The organism is Mesorhizobium sp. M0166, assembly GCF_040322255.1.
Taxonomy (GTDB): Bacteria; Pseudomonadota; Alphaproteobacteria; order Rhizobiales; family Rhizobiaceae; genus Mesorhizobium.
This window is the reverse complement of the sequence record NZ_JAMYTD010000068.1, coordinates 1-16,547: the sequence shown is the minus strand read 5'-3', so window position 1 is coordinate 16,547 and position 16,547 is coordinate 1. Positions and strand designations below refer to the sequence as shown.

Sequence of the window (16,547 nt, the reverse complement as noted above, 5' to 3'; positions counted from 1 at the left end):
CGGTACCGCAAACGACGTTTCTTCCTGCGGCAAACCTCTGTAAACGCTCACCAAAATGGGCGTTTGTGGACGGAAACTAGACTAGATGTTTAGATGGGGTATTCGGCTCTGCCCCACGCCTTCAACGGGTAGTTTTGAGGTGCTGCCGCTTCGAGCTGATGATAAAACGTGGTCCGTGTGGACAGCCACAAGCATCACAAAAGGAAGCGCAGCATGAAGCATTATGCCGGACTGGATGTCTCGGTGAAAAAGCATACGGTTTGCATTCGGAGATGAAGGGGGCCGAATTTGCCGAGAGCTGAAGGTTGCGAGTCATCCGGACGATCTGGCTGAGGCATTGAAGAACCCGCATAGAATCTGACCCGCATCGGGCGCCGGAGACATGACCGCACCCCGCGATCGTCCCATCGCCGAAACCACCCTTGATCCGGGGGCGCCGTCCAGACATGACTCTGCTGTATCGCTCGACGGACCGCCTCTGTCGTCGTTGCGCTCCCGTGAAGAACCTGGCCCATAGCGCCTCCTTTGATTCGGAGGTTAAAGAATCCCCATCAAAGATCCCATGACTCGTGGTGGATAGCGACCTGCGCTCTGGCAGAGTGGGTTGCTGACCAACAACTCTGTGGAGGCCAATCATGCATGTTCTACCCGATCTATCTGCGGCCCCTGCCGCTATCCGCACCGACCTTGGCGCGATCTTCGTTTCTTTGGAACTCTTATGTTCAAATGCAAGCGGCGTGGCCACGACTGTTCATCCCGCCAATAATGGCTGGTCCTGCGTAATGTAGCTAATGCGCAATGTAGGAGGCAGGACCTCAAGACGACGGTTTGCAAACTCTTATACGCGGGTTGGATACCGCATTTCCGTGTGTACGCCTGGGGCTGCTTCTATCTAGACTAAGCACGGGCATCGACGTAGTCTGCCACTCAGTTCCATCGAAGATTCCCCGACCGGGGCCCTGCCTCCAACATTGGGCATCAACAGATGTCGAACTTTTTTCCTCTTTCTAATGCGCGCGATATGCGGTGCTTGGCTAAGCGTGGTGAGCTGGTTGCACTTCCTGACCGATAGCCCAGAGGAAGGCCCCCATTTCTCTAGCGATCGCGGTGATCGCGATGGCCTTGTGCTTCCCCGCGGGGAGCATTTTTCGATAGCGAGAGCAGACGCTTGAAGCGTCTGACCGATCTGATCTTGGAGACTGTCAAATCCTGGACGATGGCTCCTGCATCGGAGACGACGAGCTTGACGCCGCGCAGGCCCGCGGCGGGTCAGCTTGCGCAGGAACTCCGTCCAGATCGGCTCGGCCTCAGACGTGCCGACCTCCATGCCCAGCACCTCGCGCCGGCCGTCCGCGTTGACGCCGACAGCGATGATGACGGCGACCGAGACGATGCGGCCGCCGCGGCGCACCTTCAGGTAGGTGGCGTCGATCCACAGATATGGCCAGTCGCCCTCGATGGGTCTTTCAAGGAACGCTTTGACCTTGCCGTCGATCTCTTCGCACAGCCGGCTGACCTGGCTTTTGGAGATGCCGCTCATGCCCATGCCCTTGACCAGGTCGTCGACCGAGCGTGTCGAGATGCCTTGCACATAGGCTTCCTGGATGACGGCGGTCAGCGCCTTCTCGGCCATGCGGCGCGGTTCTAGGAAACCGGGGAAATAGGAGCCCTTCCTGAGCTTGGGGATGCGCAGCTCGACGGTGCCGGCCCGCGTCTCCCAGTCGCGCTCGCGATAGCCGTTGCTCTGGCCCGTGCGCAACGGGTTCTTCTCCCCATAGCCGGCGCCGGTGGCGGCGCCAACCTCCAGCTCCATCAGCCGCTCGGCGGCAAAGCCAATCATCTCGCGCAAGAGATCGGAATCCGGAGTCTTCTCCACGAGCGTGCGCAGATTCATCATGTCGTCGGTCATCGATGGTTCCTTCGAATCAGGTTGGTGTCAGCAACCCGACCTTACCGGCGAACTGTCGATGACCACCGCAAAGCCGCTCGCTCGCTACAGCGCTATCGAGGGCGCGCTCGCGAGCGGCTTCGCTACCGCCGAGCTACACCACCTGTAGGGACGCGACCTCAGAGAGCTCGACAGGTGAACATGTCAAACGTGGTGGGATCACTAAGGCCGGGAACTCTCGGGCCCGTCGCATGCTGATCGAAGGCGCATGGGCTTACCGCTCACAGGAGGCTCAAAAGCGGGCGCGTCAGCTTTCCCTGCGCGGGTAAGTCAACCAAGCAAGCGCAGTTGGAAGGCCTACCGAAACTTCAGAGTCGATATCCACCGCATATGCGCCAGCGACCAGGATGAGCGGCCCGAATAGATGCGGCCATGTCGAAGGAGGAACGACTGAAGCTGCACCTCGGCATCCTCGATTGCCTGGCAGTATTCCTTGGGCACGATGAAGTGCGCCGGATGCTCGAGGCCCGCACGAGATCGCGCATAGCCTCATGCCCGCGGTCCGGCACCCAAACCGCTGTCAGCTCACCCGCACGATGTAACCGTGCCAAGCTGACCGCATCGCGCCGGTTGGTCTTCACTCGATCTCGGGAACGCTTGGGAATTAGTGCCGGTGCCACCACCACACAATCATGGCCCATCTCGGTGAGCTGACGGTAGAGTTCGTATCCTGTCGGCCCTGCCTCGTAACAGAAGTGGAGCTTTGCTCGTCGCTTGAACAGCTTTTGCACGATGGTTGACACCGTCCCCGAAAAACCTTACCTCACCACCCCGCTCGCCATCCGCGCCGGCTACAGAAATCTTCAGTTTCGAGACAAGCGCGCACCAGCCGGCACTTTGCGCTTGTTGTCATTCAAGAGGCGGGTCTCGACGGCTTCTGGATTCATCGAATCTTGGAGGCCGAGGGGATCGAAAGCCATGTCGTCGACGCCGCTTCGATTGCTACGTCGCGCCGGCGGCGGCGTGCCAAGACCGACAAAATCGATGGTGAGGCTTTGGTGCGCGCGCTGCTCGCCTACAAACGGGGCGAGGCGCGCATATGTGCGATGTTAAAATACCGAGCGTCAAGGAGGAGGACCGTCGTCGTGTCTGCCGGGAACGCAAGATTCTGATTGGTGAGCGAACGTGCCATGTCAACCGGATCAAGGGCCTGCTGTTTGCCCAAGGCATCACAGTCTACGAGCCACTGCGGCGTGACCGGCGACACCGCCTTGAGGAACTGAGGACCGCCGACGGCCGCGCGCTGCCTGAACATCTGAAGGCGCAATCCGTCGCGAACTCGACCGGCTCGAACTGGTGATAGCCCAGATCAAAGTGATGCAGGCCGAGCGCGATGCTCTGCTGGCAAATCGAGGTCGCCGAAACTCCAGCAGCGACATTGCTCGACCTCAAAGGTATCGGGCCCGAGTATGCGGCCATCCTCTATACGGAAGGGCTGTTCCGGCACTTCGATAATCGTCGTCAGGTCGCGGCCCATGCAGGGCTCGCGCCGACACCCTGGCAGAGCGGATCGGTCCAGCACGAGCAAGGCTTCTAGAAGGCCGGCAACCCCCGGCTGCGAACGACGATGATCGAGTTGGCTTGGCTGTGGCTTCGCAATCAACCGGGTTCAGCGCTTACCCGCTGGTTCCACGAGGCCGTGCTGCGCAGTCAGGGGCGGCTCAAGACAATCATCGTCGCTCTTGCACGTAAGCTGCTCGTGGCGCTGTGGAAATACGTGACCGCGGGCGTCGTCATCGACGGTGCCCTCATGAAGGCTGTCTGACGAGACCACACCGAAACACCTATCCATCGAGACCTGATCAGTCTCGGCGGATCCGGAAGGCGAACCGAGATCCCAGCTGGCTCGAATGCCGCACGCAAATCGGGCCTAGCTCTGGATTCCGCCGCCATTGGAGCAACCCGATGCCGCCTTAACACACCTCTTGACCTCGGCATCGTCATGTGAGCCTGGGATCATCTAGGCATTCGCCGCCATCTTCTCCGTAACGTTGGCGTGCAGTTCAAGCGTTACGACTGTCGGCATGAAGGGCCCAAAGATTTCGCGCAAGCGATCCCGGATCTCCCCTCCATAGGTCTCAGCAACCATTGCTCGCCCTCGCCTGCAAGGAACCAGGCACAGAGCTGCTCAAACGATTTGTCAGCGTCCGAAGTGCGCGTGCCGCGTCGCGCCGCGCCCGTGGAACCTCGTCTCCTAGCAGCAATGTCGGTCGGAAATGCTCGAGCGCGGGGTTTTTTTCAAGGTGTTTGCCTGTTAGAGATGCAGCCAGTGAGGATGCGGTAGTTCATGAAAGTGGCTTCGGTTGCAACGGGAAGGCTCGGCAATTGGGCTCGGGACAACAGGTGGATCACCTGTTAGAGACCAGGGCTTATCACGATCCAATGCTCAACGTTTTGGTTCGCCGATCAACACGCTGCGGCGAAGCCATCTTAATATGCCTCGTTAGGCCGATCTAGGCGGCAGCCGGATCAATCCAACGCCATTCTCGATCTCAATTTTGGTGCCAAACGGCTGCGAGAGCTTCTGTAGTCGTTCCAGAATAGCTACCGCTAGCGGTGCGGGTGCTAGCCGCGGTACACCGCGGTTCGCAAATCTGTTCAAGCGGCGGAGCTCGATCGGATGGAGCCGCAATTCAGCGAGTTGGTTCTGCTCAAAGCGGCTAATGGTTACCACGCTCTGATAGAAGACTTCATCAGACTGCGACCCTACTAATCCTTCCGCAGTCGGATATCCTTTTGCCACCTCGTCGACCGTGACTTCGGCGTCTGTATTGACCCTCGGATCCTTGCCGTATACCTCGTACATGTCATCGCCTACTGGCGTCCGTAGGTCCTGACAAAAGAAATTACCCAAGCTGTAAAAGATAGGCCGACCTTTGTAGATTTCTATGCCTCTCAGCTGATGAGGTCCATGCACGACGTATGCGTCCGCCCCGGCATCGATAAGCCTTCGGGCAAACGCCTGTTCGTAGTCAGGCGGTTCTTGGCTCCAGACACCGGGCTCGTGCTCATGATTCGTGGCGATGCAGAAGTCGGAGATCTGTTTACCCCGACGAATGTTGCGCAGGATATCGCGGATGTCACGCGAGTTGGGCTCGAAGCTGTAATTCACTCTGTTGCCAGCTTTGTACGTCACTTCGCCGAGGACTACGCGGCTTGGATCTTTGCCAGCGGGGTTGTAGCCGGGTAGCGCTTCGCGCACCTCTCTCAAGCTCTTGAGCATCTCCGGCGGAACAACGATGCTCTTCTCCAAACGAAGGGCGTTGAGCCCTGGTCTGCCTGGCGCCTCGCCAGCGGGATCGCACGCACGAGCCATCGGCATGAACGTCGTAGCAAATGACACCAAAGCTACCCTTCCGCGCGGAGTTTCCAGGAATCGCGCGGCTCCAGCTTGTGCCAAGTTTTCGCCTGCGCCTGCATGGATGATGCCGTTTTCATCGAGCGCCCGGCTCGTCTCGCGCATGCCTTCAAGGCCCCAGTCGAGCGTATGGTTATTCGCGCGACTGACCATATTGAAGCCCATGGCCCTCAAATCAGATCCGAGCTGCGGGTCGCTGATGCAATACGCTCCACCGTACTCAGCCTGCGGGCATCCTTTGGATTGAACATCCAGGATGTTGGTTTCCAAGTTCCCGAAACCGACATCGGCCCCATGGAAGATCCTGAGAACATCGACTAAGCCAGGATAATGGCCCTTCGTCACTGGGCGCGCAAAGAGAAGATCCCCAACCGCTGCCATTGTGAAGCCGTCTTCGACGTTGGTCGCGATCGAACCAACCGTATCAAAACCAGCAGTCTGTTGGTTCGGCTGCTTTCCATTCTCGGGTGAATCTCGCTTCATATGATTTCCTATCTGTCTCGGATGCCCATTTTGCTGTCGCTGTGCTTGCGCTTTCCGATACCTCCATGACAGGCCACAATGAAGTCGTGGCAGAGCCGGCAATGATGTCTGCCGGATAGTCGGGCGCGAGCCTGAGAAGCAGGAAGAGGGTATACGTAGTCGAGACCGGTGATGCCGGCCCCGATGACAACAGTCCTGCGCATTTTGCTCTCCGGACGGATAAACCAGTGCAGCTTGTTTGGGCCATCACCCAGACTAACGAAGCGGACTGCTCGTTTCGGCTATCCATCTGGTGCCTGCGAATGGGGTTTCTCATGTTGGACATGTCGGATGGCTCCCAATCCCTACCTACCTCCGTGAAGGCCTCGACGGCCCGGTCTATATCCGTAGTCGAATGTGCAGCAGACATCTGCGTGCGAATGCGCGCCCGCCCCTTCGGCACGACGGGGAAGGAAAAACCGATCACATAGATGCCGCTGGAGCATCTTCTCGGCCATCTGCTGCGCAAGGCTTGCGTCGCCCAACAGCAAAGGGATAATTGGGTGGTCCGCGCCAGACAATGTGAAGCCCGCCTCCGGCATCTTCGAGCGGAAGCGGTGGGCATTGGCATAGACCTTTTGGCGAATAGCATCGCCTCGTTCCATCAGCTCAAACACCTTCAGCGACGCCCCGCGATGGGGGGGCATCAGCATATTGGAGAAGAGATACGGCCGCGTGCGCTGGCGAAGCCAGCCGATGACCTCGCGCTTGCCTGCCGTGTAGCCGCCCCAGGCGCCGCCGAGCGCCTTGCCAAGTGTGCCAGTGATGATGTCCACTTTGCCCTCGACGCCGCAATGCTCCGCCGAGCCGGGCCCATGCCCGCCGACGATGCCGACAGCATGGCTGTCGTCGACCATTACCATCGCGCCGTATTTGTCGGGCAGATCGCAAATGCCGCCAAGATTGGCGATGATTCCGTCCATGGAAAAGACGCCGTCGGTGGCAATCAGCGTTAAGCGGCTGCCTTCGGCCTTTTGAGCTCTTCTTGGAGAGCTTGCATATCATGGTTGGCGTAGCAAAAGCGCTTTGCCTTTGAAAGCTGTGTGCCATTGCGTGAAGACAGCTCCATTGCTCGTAATGAGTTCGCTCGCCAAGTTGCTGTTGATTGGCTCATTTCTGATCATGGGTGGATGACAGCAGTCGACCATGCTGGATCATCGTGCTTTCGCCAGTATAGATCCATAAGCCGGCGGGTGACGGATCCGACCTGCCCATTAGAGATCGCGGCGTCGTCGATGCGCGTCACGGGCATAATGCCGCCGGCAGTCGAGGTGATGAACACCTCGTCAGCTCCTCGGATCTCAGCACGACTGATATCAGCGGCCATGGCCGACAATCCAATCTCGGCGCAAAGCTCGAACACAGTCCGGCGCGTGATACCCGGCAACACCCCAAAAGCGGGCGTCGTCAAGGATCCGTCCTTTACAACGAACACATTGAAGCCGGGCCCTTCCGCGACGTGCCCGTTCGTATCCAAGAGGAGCGCTGTCTCCGCCCCGCTGTCGTAGGCATCGAACAGGCCCTTCACGAGATCGAGCCAATGATAATTCTTGATCGAGGGATCGACGGATTTGGGCGGGATACGGACGGTCTCGCTGATCGCCACATGCAAGCCTCTTTCCAGCTGCTCTTCGTTGGCGACCGACCCAAACGGAACAGCAAATGCGATAAAGCGGTTTTCCGCCTGGCGGGGATCCCGGCTGAATGTCGGCGACGAACCCCGCGTGCAGATCATCTCCACGTATGCCGATCTGTGCCCCGACAAAGTGACACAATTTCTCAGGATCGTCTCTATTTTCTCACGATCATAGGGCAGCTTCATTCGCAGCCGCTCCACGCCCCCAAAGAAGCGGTCAAGATGCAAATCTAACCGGAAAAACCTGCCATTCCAGACGTGCACCGTGTCGTAAGTAGCATCCGAGTGCAGGAACCCCCAATCCAGCACGGAGATTTTGGCCTCGGACATTGGCAAGTATTGGCCATCCATGAAAGCGGCCCCGTGCGGATAACGCCGGTCATCAACATAATGCCCGTCTACAGCTGGAAGATCAGGCAAGATCTGGGTCATCAGGGTCGCCAATTTTTCCTCGCACCAGGACGATTACTTTGGCTGCGTCAAGCGGCCGGGCACCTCACACCGTCGTCGCGCAGAGAATGCGCCCTCTACATCGCACAGTTGTTTAGCCGAAAAAGCTCGATCTGATGTTGGATGCGCAATGCCGGTTTCAAAACGTGGCCCGGAGTGACGACTTCAGCGCAGCCCGTCGAAGTCTACACCGTTACCCGCGGCTCGAACTTCACACGGTCGAGCGCGATCATGCTGCGAAATTTTCGGACGTTGGCGTTGGTATAGAGCTTTGTCTTGACGAAAACGTCAAAGCCCTCGACGTCCTCGACGGCCACGATCAGCACAAAGTCGGCGTCGCCAGTAACCATGTAGCACTGGGTAACCTCTTTGGCCGCGCGCATCGCCCGCTTGAAATCATCGACGAGGTCAAGACGCTCACGGTCCAACTCAACCGTGACAACGACGGTGAGCGATTTGCCGACAGCTTTCGGATCTACCAGCGAGATGTCCGCAACGATCACGCCATCGGAACGCAGCCTGTTCACTCGACGCATGCATGACGCTGCTGAAGACCCGACGAATTCCGCCAGTTCTGCAAACGAGAGCCGGTTGTTCTTTTGTAGAGCCGCCAGAATCCTTCGATCTAGGTCATCCATGAAACAATGCCCGTGATTGCATTTTAAAGCTCGCCCAAAGTCGTGCTACACTCATTGCATTTTTTCCTGCAATATGAAACAATTACGTCAATATGACCAGCCGACAGCAAGAATCAACCGCTGCCGCTGGAGCCGTTTCGGCAGGACGGTGAGCACGAGTCGGCGCCTCACCAGCGCCGCGCGTTGACCCTCCCGTGCTTGGCCGCGAAAATCTCAGCGGCCTGTGGCCGTGCCGTCGCACTGGCCGCACTGCACAACATCTAGGGTGAACAGATTACTTGGTTGATACTAGTCTTCGATCCTCGTCCATGCCCTGGCGATCAACTCGTCATGCGACAGGCCGAAAGTCTCGATATGTCGAGGAGAGCGGTAAGCCGTCACCGAAAGCCGAGGCGGCAGCCGGGGCCCACGACCCGTTCGCCTATCCTGCCTGATTGGCCAAGCACTCATTGTTCTTGGCCTATGCTCCGGCGGTTTGAGCAGCTTGCGGCTTCTATCCAAGGCTGTCGACATTTCAGCCATCCGGTTAATCGCCGCTTGTGTTTCATAGGCCATGGTCGCGCTGCGAGACCGCCGGCATCGGGCCAGCGCCGAAAAAAGAAGCTTGTCGACTGATCCCGTTTGCGCGTCGCCCCGGTCGGGCGCTCGATGGAAAGCCGGGTGGAAGGTGGAAGCTCTCCTACCTGCAACGCGACGAGGCGCTGATCGAATTCGTTGTCCGCCGCTGCGAGACGATGACTCAGGCGAAGGTAATCCATTCAAGTGGGCGTGCGGAATGTCTCTGTCCAAAGCGACGGCTCCCGCAGATCGCGCTGCAAGTTCCAGTGCCGAGCACCGACGCGCCTTTGCACTCGACGTCTTTGCCGCATCATGTCCAGAAAAGTTTCGACGTTTGTCTCCGCTATGGAGTACTCGATCTTGACAATGATGGGCCCGCTTCTCGCCTTCACCTCGAGCGCGAGTTACGGTGTTTCGGAGCACATCTTGGTCAGCCTCTTTCCATTGCCGGATGGGGAGAAGGAGGCAGGTGGCTGCAGCCAACAAGGGAGCGCCAGCGGAACAGTAAAACCAGGATGGAAATGCTCGCGAGACCGAAAAGCGCTCCTCGCGCGATCTGCGGGAGACAGCCCTACGGCGCGCGGTCGGTTGGCGGCGTGGCACCGGAAGGCCGCCTCTCGGCGCGCTTCGCCGCCGTCCGTGTCCGGGTCGCAGATGGCCCACCCCAGGCATCCGCGACATGGCCACTCAGCATCTGCCCGTCGAGGAAGTCTGGGTGATCGGCGAGCACCGCTCGACCGGCGAGCGCAAATACTACCTTTCCAACTTGCCCGCCGATACCCCGCTCAACCAGATCGCAGGCGCCATCAAGGCGCGCTGGGTCTGCGAACAGGCGCATCAGCAGCTCAAGGAGGAACTTTGCCTCGACCACTTCGAGGGGCGCTCATGGACGGGCCTGCACCGGCACGCGCTGATGACGATGATCGCCTACGCCTTCTTGGAATCTCGCCGCCTCAAACAAGCGCGGGGGCGAAAAAAAGAATCCTTGGTCCACCCCCGCGACCGAGCCTACCCGCCGCCAGGCAAGCCATCCTCACCGCGCTCGCGCAGCCACCTCCATGGCACGCATCACCGCTCCTGTATCGCGCGGATCGGGGCTCGCCGCGGCGAGCCTGTCGGGCTGTTGCAAGCGTCGCTCGGCTGCCAGAAGCATCACGCCCATCCAGGTAATGAGTCCGCCGTGGCTTACGTCCAACGGCTGGAAACGAGAGCGGCAGCATCGCGTCGTCGGTCGTGGCGGTGGCTCGCCAGTGCGGTCGCAAGGTTGGCTTAGAAAACCGAATCTTACCCAAATTATCCGTTTCGGCTGCACCCACCAGCCTCTCAGATCTGTAGGATCTCAACCGCTCGCCTCTCCGATGATCATCGCCTCGTATCCATTGCCCTGCGAATTATTTTCGGATTGAGCAGCAGCCCTTTTTTACAGCTTACTACGACTACAATAAGGATTTGTTTTTAGCGTTACATAGACTTCACCTTGGTGAAACGATGTTTATCTTGATCGCTCGGACGTAGGAGCTAGTCTTGGCCAAGTTTGCACATCTCCTGCTTTGCAGATGCGCGGTGTCGGCCGCAACCCGGCCGGCAACCTTTGGGTCGAAGAGTACTAGTCCTGAAAATCCGAGCCCAACCCTTGGGAGAGCCGACGATGAACGATCTTGCGCTAGTAAGTATCTGGGCCCGAGGTGCCTTTGTTCCAGCGGCGCTCAAAGGCGACGCGTAAAGCGGAAGCGCTGTTGAGCTCGCTGCTGCCCAACGGCAGCCAGTCTCTTCGAGGGCATCTGCCTCCGCCACGCGCAGCCCTGCTGCGAAAATGCGCTATTAAGAAATGGGTGAAATTCAATGACGACATCAGATTTGGTCCGGCTCGACGACAGGCTTCATGCCCAGCGCGAGACATTCGACAGACTCCCAGTTATTGACGTAGGCCCTTTGCTTGATGGAACCGGTGCACCAAGCGTGGCGAAGGAATTTCGATGGGCGCTAAGCAATGTCGGTTTCATGTATATCAAGAACCACGGAATATCAGAGAATTTACTGGACGACACGTTTGCGCAGGCCCGGGCTTTCTTTAATCTGCCCATAAAAGAAAAAATGAAATTGCACATAAGTAATTCCGGGGTCGCGCTGCGTGGTTATATCGAGATATTCGGCGAAAATACCGATCCGTCAAAAACTAAGGACTTAAAAGAGTGCTTCGACATTGGCCCCGAACGGCCGAGTGTCGAAAGCCCGTTCTTTGGGCCCAACCAGTGGCCGGCCATCCTACCCGGTTTCAGGGAGGCTGTTTTCACCTATCACGAGGCGATGAAGGAGCTATCGATAAAGATTCTGAGGGGCATAGCGATCAGCCTTGATCTTCCATCGGATTTCTTCGAGCCGAGAATGAAGAATCCCATTACGACTCAACGGTTGCAACGCTATCCGTCACAAACCGGGCTCGTGGACGAGAGGATCATAGGCATCGGAGCGCACACCGACTTTGGCAACCTAGGCTTTATCGCCCAGGATAGCGTCGGAGGGCTTCAGGTGATGAACCGAAATGGGATCTGGGTCGAGGGCACGCCGATCCCTAATACCTTCGTCGTCAACATCGGAGATTTGCTGCAGAAGCTGACCAACGATGTCTATCTCGCGAACCTGCATCGAGTGGTGAACACTTCCGGGCGAGAACGCTATTCGATTCCGTTCTTTATCGACGCCGACCCTGACGCTGTCTTCGCGCCTTTGGAGAGTTGCGTTTCCGAGGCCAATCCGGCGCAATACCCGCCGATCACTTGCGGGGCATACAAGCTCGGAAAATACATCAAGCACTTCCCTCACCTGAGAGGACGAAACGGATATGGAACCGCTCCGCTCCCAGTCGCCAGAAGGGAATCCAGAATAGAACCCCGTTAGAGTCCGAACTACTGAAGAACTCCGCTGCGGGTACCAAGATCTTGGCTACCGGTCCGATCGCACGGCCGGGCCTCAGCGCGCCTGAGTTGCAGACGATGCCAGGCGCGTAAATAAGTGACGTTGCAAAAGGAACGCTAACAATGTCCTCTTTTTCTATCGTGAACCGCAAGATTGATCCGACACGAAGGGGAAGTGCTCTAAAGCCCGACGGGAGCATCGACGACAACGATCGAGTGGAGATTGGGCCGACGGATCTAGCATTTGCTGAGTGGTCGGACCTGGGTCTTACACCGCCGAATCTGGACCGCATGCGTAAGACGCGGCTAGACCGTATTATCCACCAACTCCGCCATCGCGATTATACTGGAGTCCTGTGCTTCGATCCGCTGAACATTCGATATGCTACTGATTCTTCGAACATGCAAATCTGGATCATGCACAATACTTCCCGCGCCGTCTTCGTGTCGGCGGATGGGCATGTCGTTCTTTGGGACCTTCGCGGCTGTAGCTCGCTATCGGAGCACCTCCCGCTCATCGACGAAATCCGAGAAGGGGGGGCTGGCTTTTACTACTTTGTCGCCGGGGACGAAGGAGAGGCCATCGCCAAGGATTTCGCCGGGCAGGTGGACGAGCTCCTTCGCCGAAGCGGCGGCAAGAACCGCCGTCTTGCCGTCGACAAGATCGAAATTTCTGGCCTTCGTGCTCTGGATGAAATCGGAGTGGAAGTCTGCAACGGCATGCAACTCATGGAGCATGCGCGGGCCGTCAAGGGGATCGACGAGATCAACGCGATGCGCTGCTCGCTGGCTACTTGTGAGATTGCAGTTTCCAAGATGCGCGACCGATTGCGCCCAGGTATGGCCGAGACAGAATTGTGGTCTGTTCTTCATGCTGAGAATATCGCCCGCGGTGGCGAATGGATTGAAACGCGGCTTCTCACGTCGGGTCCTCGTACAAATCCGTGGCTGCAGGAAGCTGGGCCACGACGGATTGGAACAGGTGACCTTGTCGCATTCGATACCGATGTTGTTGGGCCTTACGGCATGTGTGCGGACTTCTCCCGCACGTGGTACTGTGGCGACGGCCGACCGAGTGACGAGCAACGAAGGCTCCACACGATAGCTTATGAGCACATGACGACTAATATGGCCATGCTCAAACCCGGCCTATCATTCACGGAACTCACCGAACGCAGTCACAGGCTCCCCGCGGAATTCGTCGAGCAGCGCTATGGCGTCATGATGCACGGCATCGGCCTTTGCGACGAATACCCTGCCATCCTATACCCTGAAGATTTCATCCCAGGAGCATTCGACTATGTGCTCGAACCTGGGATGACGCTGTGCGTAGAGTCATACGTCGGCGCCGTCGGCGGGCACGAGGGCGTTAAACTAGAAGAGCAGGTGCTGATAACCGAGCACGGCGTCGAAAATCTCACAAAATGTCCTTTTGATCCAGCTTTGATGAGCACAGCTTGAGGCACGGCTGCTAGGCACGTCCGCTGGTCGACGAAGCGATTGTGATGTCACGCCAGACGCTGCTTTGATTCAACGCTTCCCTCAGGAGCCGGACAATGGCGCGAGCGCTGGGGAGATTCTAGAGCATTGGCCGACTTTGCGCGCAAAAACATAGCCTACCTCCTGGAGCTAGAGCACGTCCTGTTTAATCAGGTTCATATCCTGCGGCTTTGAAGTAGTTGGCGCATTCGGCTGGGGTGAAGAGGTCGACGACCGCGCCGACCGCGTCCCAGAGAGCCTTGATGGTTCTCTCGGCCTTTGCTCGCAGCAGCGCCTTGAGTTTGGCGAAGGCGTTCTCAATCGGATTGAAGTCGGGACTGTAGGGCGGCAAGTAGAGCAGGCTCGCGCCTGCGGCCTCAATCGCGTCGCGCACGCCGGCGGCCTTGTGGGCGGGCAGGTTGATGGGGTGGACGCCCCCTCACGGCATCGCTGTGCCAAAGTGGTGTCGTTGATCATCACTTGAACGGAGGCGTCCATGTTGGAAGTTAACACAATCGGATTGGACCTGACGAAGAACGTGTTTCAGGCGCACGGCTCGGATACGTCGGGAGCCACCCTGTTCCGCAAAAAGTTGCGCCGCGATCACGTGCTTCGGTTCCTGGCTGAGCAGCCGGCTTGCACGGTGGCGATGGAGGCGTGTGCCGGCAGCCATTATTGGGCGCGGGAGATCGCGAAACTGGGTCATGGCGTCCGGCTGATCGCTCCGGGCTACGTCAAGCCTTTCGTCAAGCGGCAAAAGAATGATGCAGCCGACGCGGAAGCGATCTGCGAAGCGGCCCAGAGGCCGACCATGCGTTTCGTGGCGGTGAAGAGCGAAGAGCAACAGGCCGCGGCCGTTGTGTTCCGCGTCCGCGATCTTGTGGTTCGCCAGCGGACCCAGACGATCAATGCAATACGCGGCCATCTTGCGGAATTTGGACTTGTGGATGCGCAAGGCCTCTTCCACGTCACTAAACTTGTTACGGCGATCGAGCAGATGGACCCCACTGTCCCCGAAGCCGCCCGCCCGATCCTGTCTTTACTCGTTGAGCAGTTGCGGTCGCTGGATGCGAGAGTGGCCGAGCTCGACCGAGAGATTGGCCGGCGCGCCAGAGAGGATGCGGAAGCCAAGCGCTTGATGACGATTCCCGGTATAGGACCGATCACCGCGACGGCGCTTGCCGCGTTGGCCCCGTCCGCTCAGACCTTCAAGAGAGGCCGGGACTTCGCGGCATGGCTCGGACTAACGCCGCTGCAACGTTCTTCGGGCGGCAAGCAAAAGCTCGGCGAGACATCCCGCATGGGCGAGCGAACCCTGCGACGGCTGCTGATCATTGGGGCCAGCGCCGCTGTGCGCTGGGCCATGCGGAAGGGGTCGACCGGGGATCCGTGGCTTTCGCGGATGCTTGAGCGCAAGCCACCCATGCTGGTCATCGTCGCCTTGGCCAACAAGACGGCGCGCATCGTGTGGGCATTAATGGCCAAAGGTGGAACCTATCGAACGCCGGCCACAGCAGGATAGTCCGCTCCTCGAGCGGGCTGCCATGGTGTGAGAAGGTCGAACGCAACGGTCAACGAGACGGGATCGGGAAAACCAGATCATGGATACGCGCCTTGAGCGCGCCAGGTTGAATTGGACCCGATCCGCGAACTCCCATACGGGCCCGCGGCATGTGACAGCCGCAACAGAGGCCGGACACATGTCAGCACCTGACCACGCTCCGCGCTCTTCGAAAAATTCTTCTTGCACCAACGGGGGCGTCCACACATGTCCATGACGACTACGTCGCCCTCCGACAATGTAGGGACCAGCACCTGCTCGACATAGGCCAGGAACACGTTGCCGTTCATGGCGCCGTCGTAGACGAAGGGCGCAGTCATGCCCGTCAGCCGCAGCGCTCCGGTGAAGGTCGTGGTCTTCCAGTGATGGGATGGACGCCCCCGACGGCATCGATGTGCCAGAGTGGAGGTGTTCTCAGCCACTTAAAGGAGGCGCCCATGACGGAAGTTAGCACCATCGGCCTGGATCTGGCCAAGAATGTCTTTCAAGCACACGGAGCGAGCTCTGCCGGAGCGGTCATCTTCCGCAGGAAGCTGCGGCGCGACCAGGTGCTGGCTTTCTTTGCCGCCCAACCACCGTGTTTGGTGGCAATGGAGGCATGCCCGGGTGCCCACTACTGGGGTCGGGAGATCGGGAAGCTCGGCCACACCGTGCGGCTGATCGCACCCGCCTATGTGAAGCCTTTCGTCAAACGGCAGAAGAACGACATGTCCGATGCGGAGGCGATCTGCGAGGCGGCGCAGCGCCCGACCATGCGCTTCGTGGCTGTGAAGAGCGAAGCCAAGCAGGCCTCCGCCGTGATCTTCCGGACCCGTGATGTCCTGGTCGGCCAGCGCACTCAACTCATCAACGCGATCCGCGGCCATCTTTCCGAATACGGCCTGATCGCGCCGCAAGGACCTTTCCATATCGGACGCCTCATCGCTCAAATCGAGGATCCCACATCGAGTGTGCCGGAAGCTGCTCGCTCCTGCCTTGCCCTCCTCGCCGAGGGGTTGCGCCATCTGCAGAACCAAATCGCCGCGCTGGATACGGAGATCTCTGCCCGCGCCAAAGCCGACGACGCGACTCGGCGTCTGATGAGCGTGCCTGGGATCGGCCCCTGATCGCCACCGCGATAGAGGCGCTCGCGCCGCCAGCGGAGACGTTCCGATCGGGCCGTGACTTCGCTGCCTGGGCCGGATTAACGCCGGTTCAGCGCTCTACGGGCCGCAAGGAACGACTGGGCCGAACATCTCGGATGGGAGAGCGCACACTGAGGCGGCTCCTTATTATCGCAGCGAGCGCCGTGGTGCGGTGGGCCAAGCGCAAAGGGGTGCCTAGAGGATCCTGGCTCGGCCGGATGCTCGAGCGCAAACCGCCGATGTTGGTGATCGTGGCGCTGGCGAACAAGAACGAGTTGTGTGCGTCAAGTTCTGCAAAAATGGCGTGGCAGTAGCTGTGACGTCGGCGTGTCCGCCGCGCAGCCCCCGTGTTTAGCGG

At 58.9% G+C, this 16,547-nt stretch carries 9 protein-coding genes and 11 pseudogenes; 9 read left to right on the top strand and 11 right to left on the bottom strand.

Features of this window, described 5'->3' with window-relative positions; all coding sequences use genetic code 11:
* Window positions 1-213 precede the first annotated feature (213 nt).
* Window positions 214-349: pseudogene (locus NKJ46_RS33370) on the top strand (IS110 family RNA-guided transposase); the annotation flags it as partial.
* 685 nt (window positions 350-1,034) lie between these two features.
* Here NKJ46_RS33370 and NKJ46_RS33365 read toward each other — a convergent pair.
* Together NKJ46_RS33365 and NKJ46_RS33360 are read right to left on the bottom strand one after the other, a co-directional pair.
* Window positions 1,035-1,166, bottom strand: a pseudogene (locus NKJ46_RS33365) (IS110 family transposase); the annotation flags it as partial.
* Between the two features lie 58 nt (window positions 1,167-1,224).
* A pseudogene (locus tag NKJ46_RS33360) lies at window positions 1,225-1,909 on the bottom strand (IS256 family transposase); the annotation flags it as partial.
* Between NKJ46_RS33360 and NKJ46_RS33355 the strand changes: the two are divergent.
* Together NKJ46_RS33355 and NKJ46_RS33350 are read left to right on the top strand one after the other, a co-directional pair.
* Complete coding sequence (locus tag NKJ46_RS33355) at window positions 1,896-2,057, top strand: hypothetical protein (protein ID WP_167391251.1); 162 nt, start codon at window positions 1,896-1,898, stop codon at window positions 2,055-2,057. The pseudogene NKJ46_RS33360 and the gene NKJ46_RS33355 sit on opposite strands and share 14 nt — an antisense overlap.
* A 10-nt stretch (window positions 2,058-2,067) precedes the next feature.
* Window positions 2,068-2,169, top strand: a pseudogene (locus NKJ46_RS33350) (transposase); the annotation flags it as partial.
* A 145-nt stretch (window positions 2,170-2,314) separates the two neighbouring features.
* Here the strand turns inward: NKJ46_RS33350 and NKJ46_RS33345 are convergent.
* A pseudogene (locus tag NKJ46_RS33345) lies at window positions 2,315-2,755 on the bottom strand (IS110 family transposase); the annotation flags it as partial.
* 11 nt (window positions 2,756-2,766) lie between these two features.
* On the opposite strand from NKJ46_RS33345, the pseudogene NKJ46_RS33340 reads away from it, so the two are divergent.
* Window positions 2,767-3,713: pseudogene (locus NKJ46_RS33340) on the top strand (IS110 family RNA-guided transposase); the annotation flags it as partial.
* A gap of 195 nt (window positions 3,714-3,908) precedes the next feature.
* Here the strand turns inward: NKJ46_RS33340 and NKJ46_RS33335 are convergent.
* The 6 genes and pseudogenes from NKJ46_RS33335 to NKJ46_RS33310 form a co-directional block, all read right to left on the bottom strand.
* The gene (locus NKJ46_RS33335; RefSeq protein ID WP_352671433.1) at window positions 3,909-4,037 is read right to left on the bottom strand and encodes a M81 family metallopeptidase; all 129 of its coding nucleotides are present in this window, start codon (window positions 4,035-4,037) and stop codon (window positions 3,909-3,911) included.
* 354 nt (window positions 4,038-4,391) lie between these two features.
* On the bottom strand, window positions 4,392-5,789 hold the full coding sequence (locus NKJ46_RS33330) for a CapA family protein (RefSeq protein ID WP_352671430.1): 1,398 nt from the start codon (window positions 5,787-5,789) through the stop codon (window positions 4,392-4,394).
* A 340-nt stretch (window positions 5,790-6,129) separates the two neighbouring features.
* Window positions 6,130-6,879, bottom strand: a pseudogene (locus tag NKJ46_RS33325) (aminotransferase class I/II-fold pyridoxal phosphate-dependent enzyme); the annotation flags it as partial.
* A 69-nt stretch (window positions 6,880-6,948) separates the two neighbouring features.
* On the bottom strand, window positions 6,949-7,896 hold the full coding sequence (locus tag NKJ46_RS33320; protein ID WP_352671427.1) for an aminotransferase class IV: 948 nt from the start codon (window positions 7,894-7,896) through the stop codon (window positions 6,949-6,951).
* Between the two features lie 203 nt (window positions 7,897-8,099).
* On the bottom strand, window positions 8,100-8,552 hold the full coding sequence (locus NKJ46_RS33315; protein ID WP_352671425.1) for an Lrp/AsnC family transcriptional regulator: 453 nt from the start codon (window positions 8,550-8,552) through the stop codon (window positions 8,100-8,102).
* 758 nt (window positions 8,553-9,310) lie between these two features.
* Window positions 9,311-9,502, bottom strand: a complete 192-nt coding sequence (locus tag NKJ46_RS33310; RefSeq protein WP_352671423.1) for an MFS transporter — start codon at window positions 9,500-9,502, stop codon at window positions 9,311-9,313.
* Between the two features lie 152 nt (window positions 9,503-9,654).
* Here NKJ46_RS33310 and NKJ46_RS33305 point away from each other — a divergent pair.
* From NKJ46_RS33305 to dddP, 3 genes and pseudogenes are all read left to right on the top strand, one after another.
* A pseudogene (locus NKJ46_RS33305) lies at window positions 9,655-10,174 on the top strand (transposase family protein); the annotation flags it as partial.
* Window positions 10,175-10,952: 778 nt separating this feature from the next.
* Window positions 10,953-12,008, top strand: coding sequence for an isopenicillin N synthase family dioxygenase (locus NKJ46_RS33300; RefSeq protein ID WP_352671420.1), 1,056 nt, complete (start codon window positions 10,953-10,955; stop codon window positions 12,006-12,008).
* 140 nt (window positions 12,009-12,148) lie between these two features.
* The gene (dddP, locus tag NKJ46_RS33295) at window positions 12,149-13,486 is read left to right on the top strand and encodes a dimethylsulfonioproprionate lyase DddP (RefSeq protein WP_352671417.1); all 1,338 of its coding nucleotides are present in this window, start codon (window positions 12,149-12,151) and stop codon (window positions 13,484-13,486) included.
* A 184-nt stretch (window positions 13,487-13,670) separates the two neighbouring features.
* Here the strand turns inward: dddP and NKJ46_RS33290 are convergent.
* Window positions 13,671-13,925 (bottom strand): annotated as a pseudogene (locus tag NKJ46_RS33290) (transposase); the annotation flags it as partial.
* Between the two features lie 75 nt (window positions 13,926-14,000).
* Between NKJ46_RS33290 and NKJ46_RS33285 the strand changes: the two are divergent.
* Window positions 14,001-15,026 (top strand): IS110 family RNA-guided transposase, encoded by a 1,026-nt coding sequence (locus NKJ46_RS33285; protein ID WP_352671414.1) that lies wholly within the window; start codon window positions 14,001-14,003, stop codon window positions 15,024-15,026.
* A 248-nt stretch (window positions 15,027-15,274) separates the two neighbouring features.
* Here the strand turns inward: NKJ46_RS33285 and NKJ46_RS33280 are convergent.
* A pseudogene (locus NKJ46_RS33280) lies at window positions 15,275-15,457 on the bottom strand (transposase); the annotation flags it as partial.
* Window positions 15,458-15,502: 45 nt separating this feature from the next.
* Between NKJ46_RS33280 and NKJ46_RS33275 the strand changes: the two are divergent.
* Window positions 15,503-16,503: pseudogene (locus NKJ46_RS33275) on the top strand (IS110 family RNA-guided transposase).
* Window positions 16,504-16,547: the final 44 nt, after the last annotated feature.

Excerpts from the sequence above, each read along its gene's own strand:
- NKJ46_RS33335 (WP_352671433.1), bottom strand. The coding sequence starts at position 4,037 with ATGGTTGCTGAGACCTATGGAGGGGAGATCCGGGATCGCTTGCGCGAA.
- NKJ46_RS33300 (WP_352671420.1), top strand. The coding sequence starts at position 10,953 with ATGACGACATCAGATTTGGTCCGGCTCGACGACAGGCTTCATGCCCAG.
- NKJ46_RS33320 (WP_352671427.1), bottom strand. The coding sequence starts at position 7,896 with ATGACCCAGATCTTGCCTGATCTTCCAGCTGTAGACGGGCATTATGTT.
- NKJ46_RS33285 (WP_352671414.1), top strand. The coding sequence starts at position 14,001 with ATGTTGGAAGTTAACACAATCGGATTGGACCTGACGAAGAACGTGTTT.
- dddP (WP_352671417.1), top strand. The coding sequence starts at position 12,149 with ATGTCCTCTTTTTCTATCGTGAACCGCAAGATTGATCCGACACGAAGG.
- NKJ46_RS33330 (WP_352671430.1), bottom strand. The coding sequence starts at position 5,789 with ATGAAGCGAGATTCACCCGAGAATGGAAAGCAGCCGAACCAACAGACT.
- NKJ46_RS33355 (WP_167391251.1), top strand. The coding sequence starts at position 1,896 with ATGTCGTCGGTCATCGATGGTTCCTTCGAATCAGGTTGGTGTCAGCAA.
- NKJ46_RS33315 (WP_352671425.1), bottom strand. The coding sequence starts at position 8,552 with ATGGATGACCTAGATCGAAGGATTCTGGCGGCTCTACAAAAGAACAAC.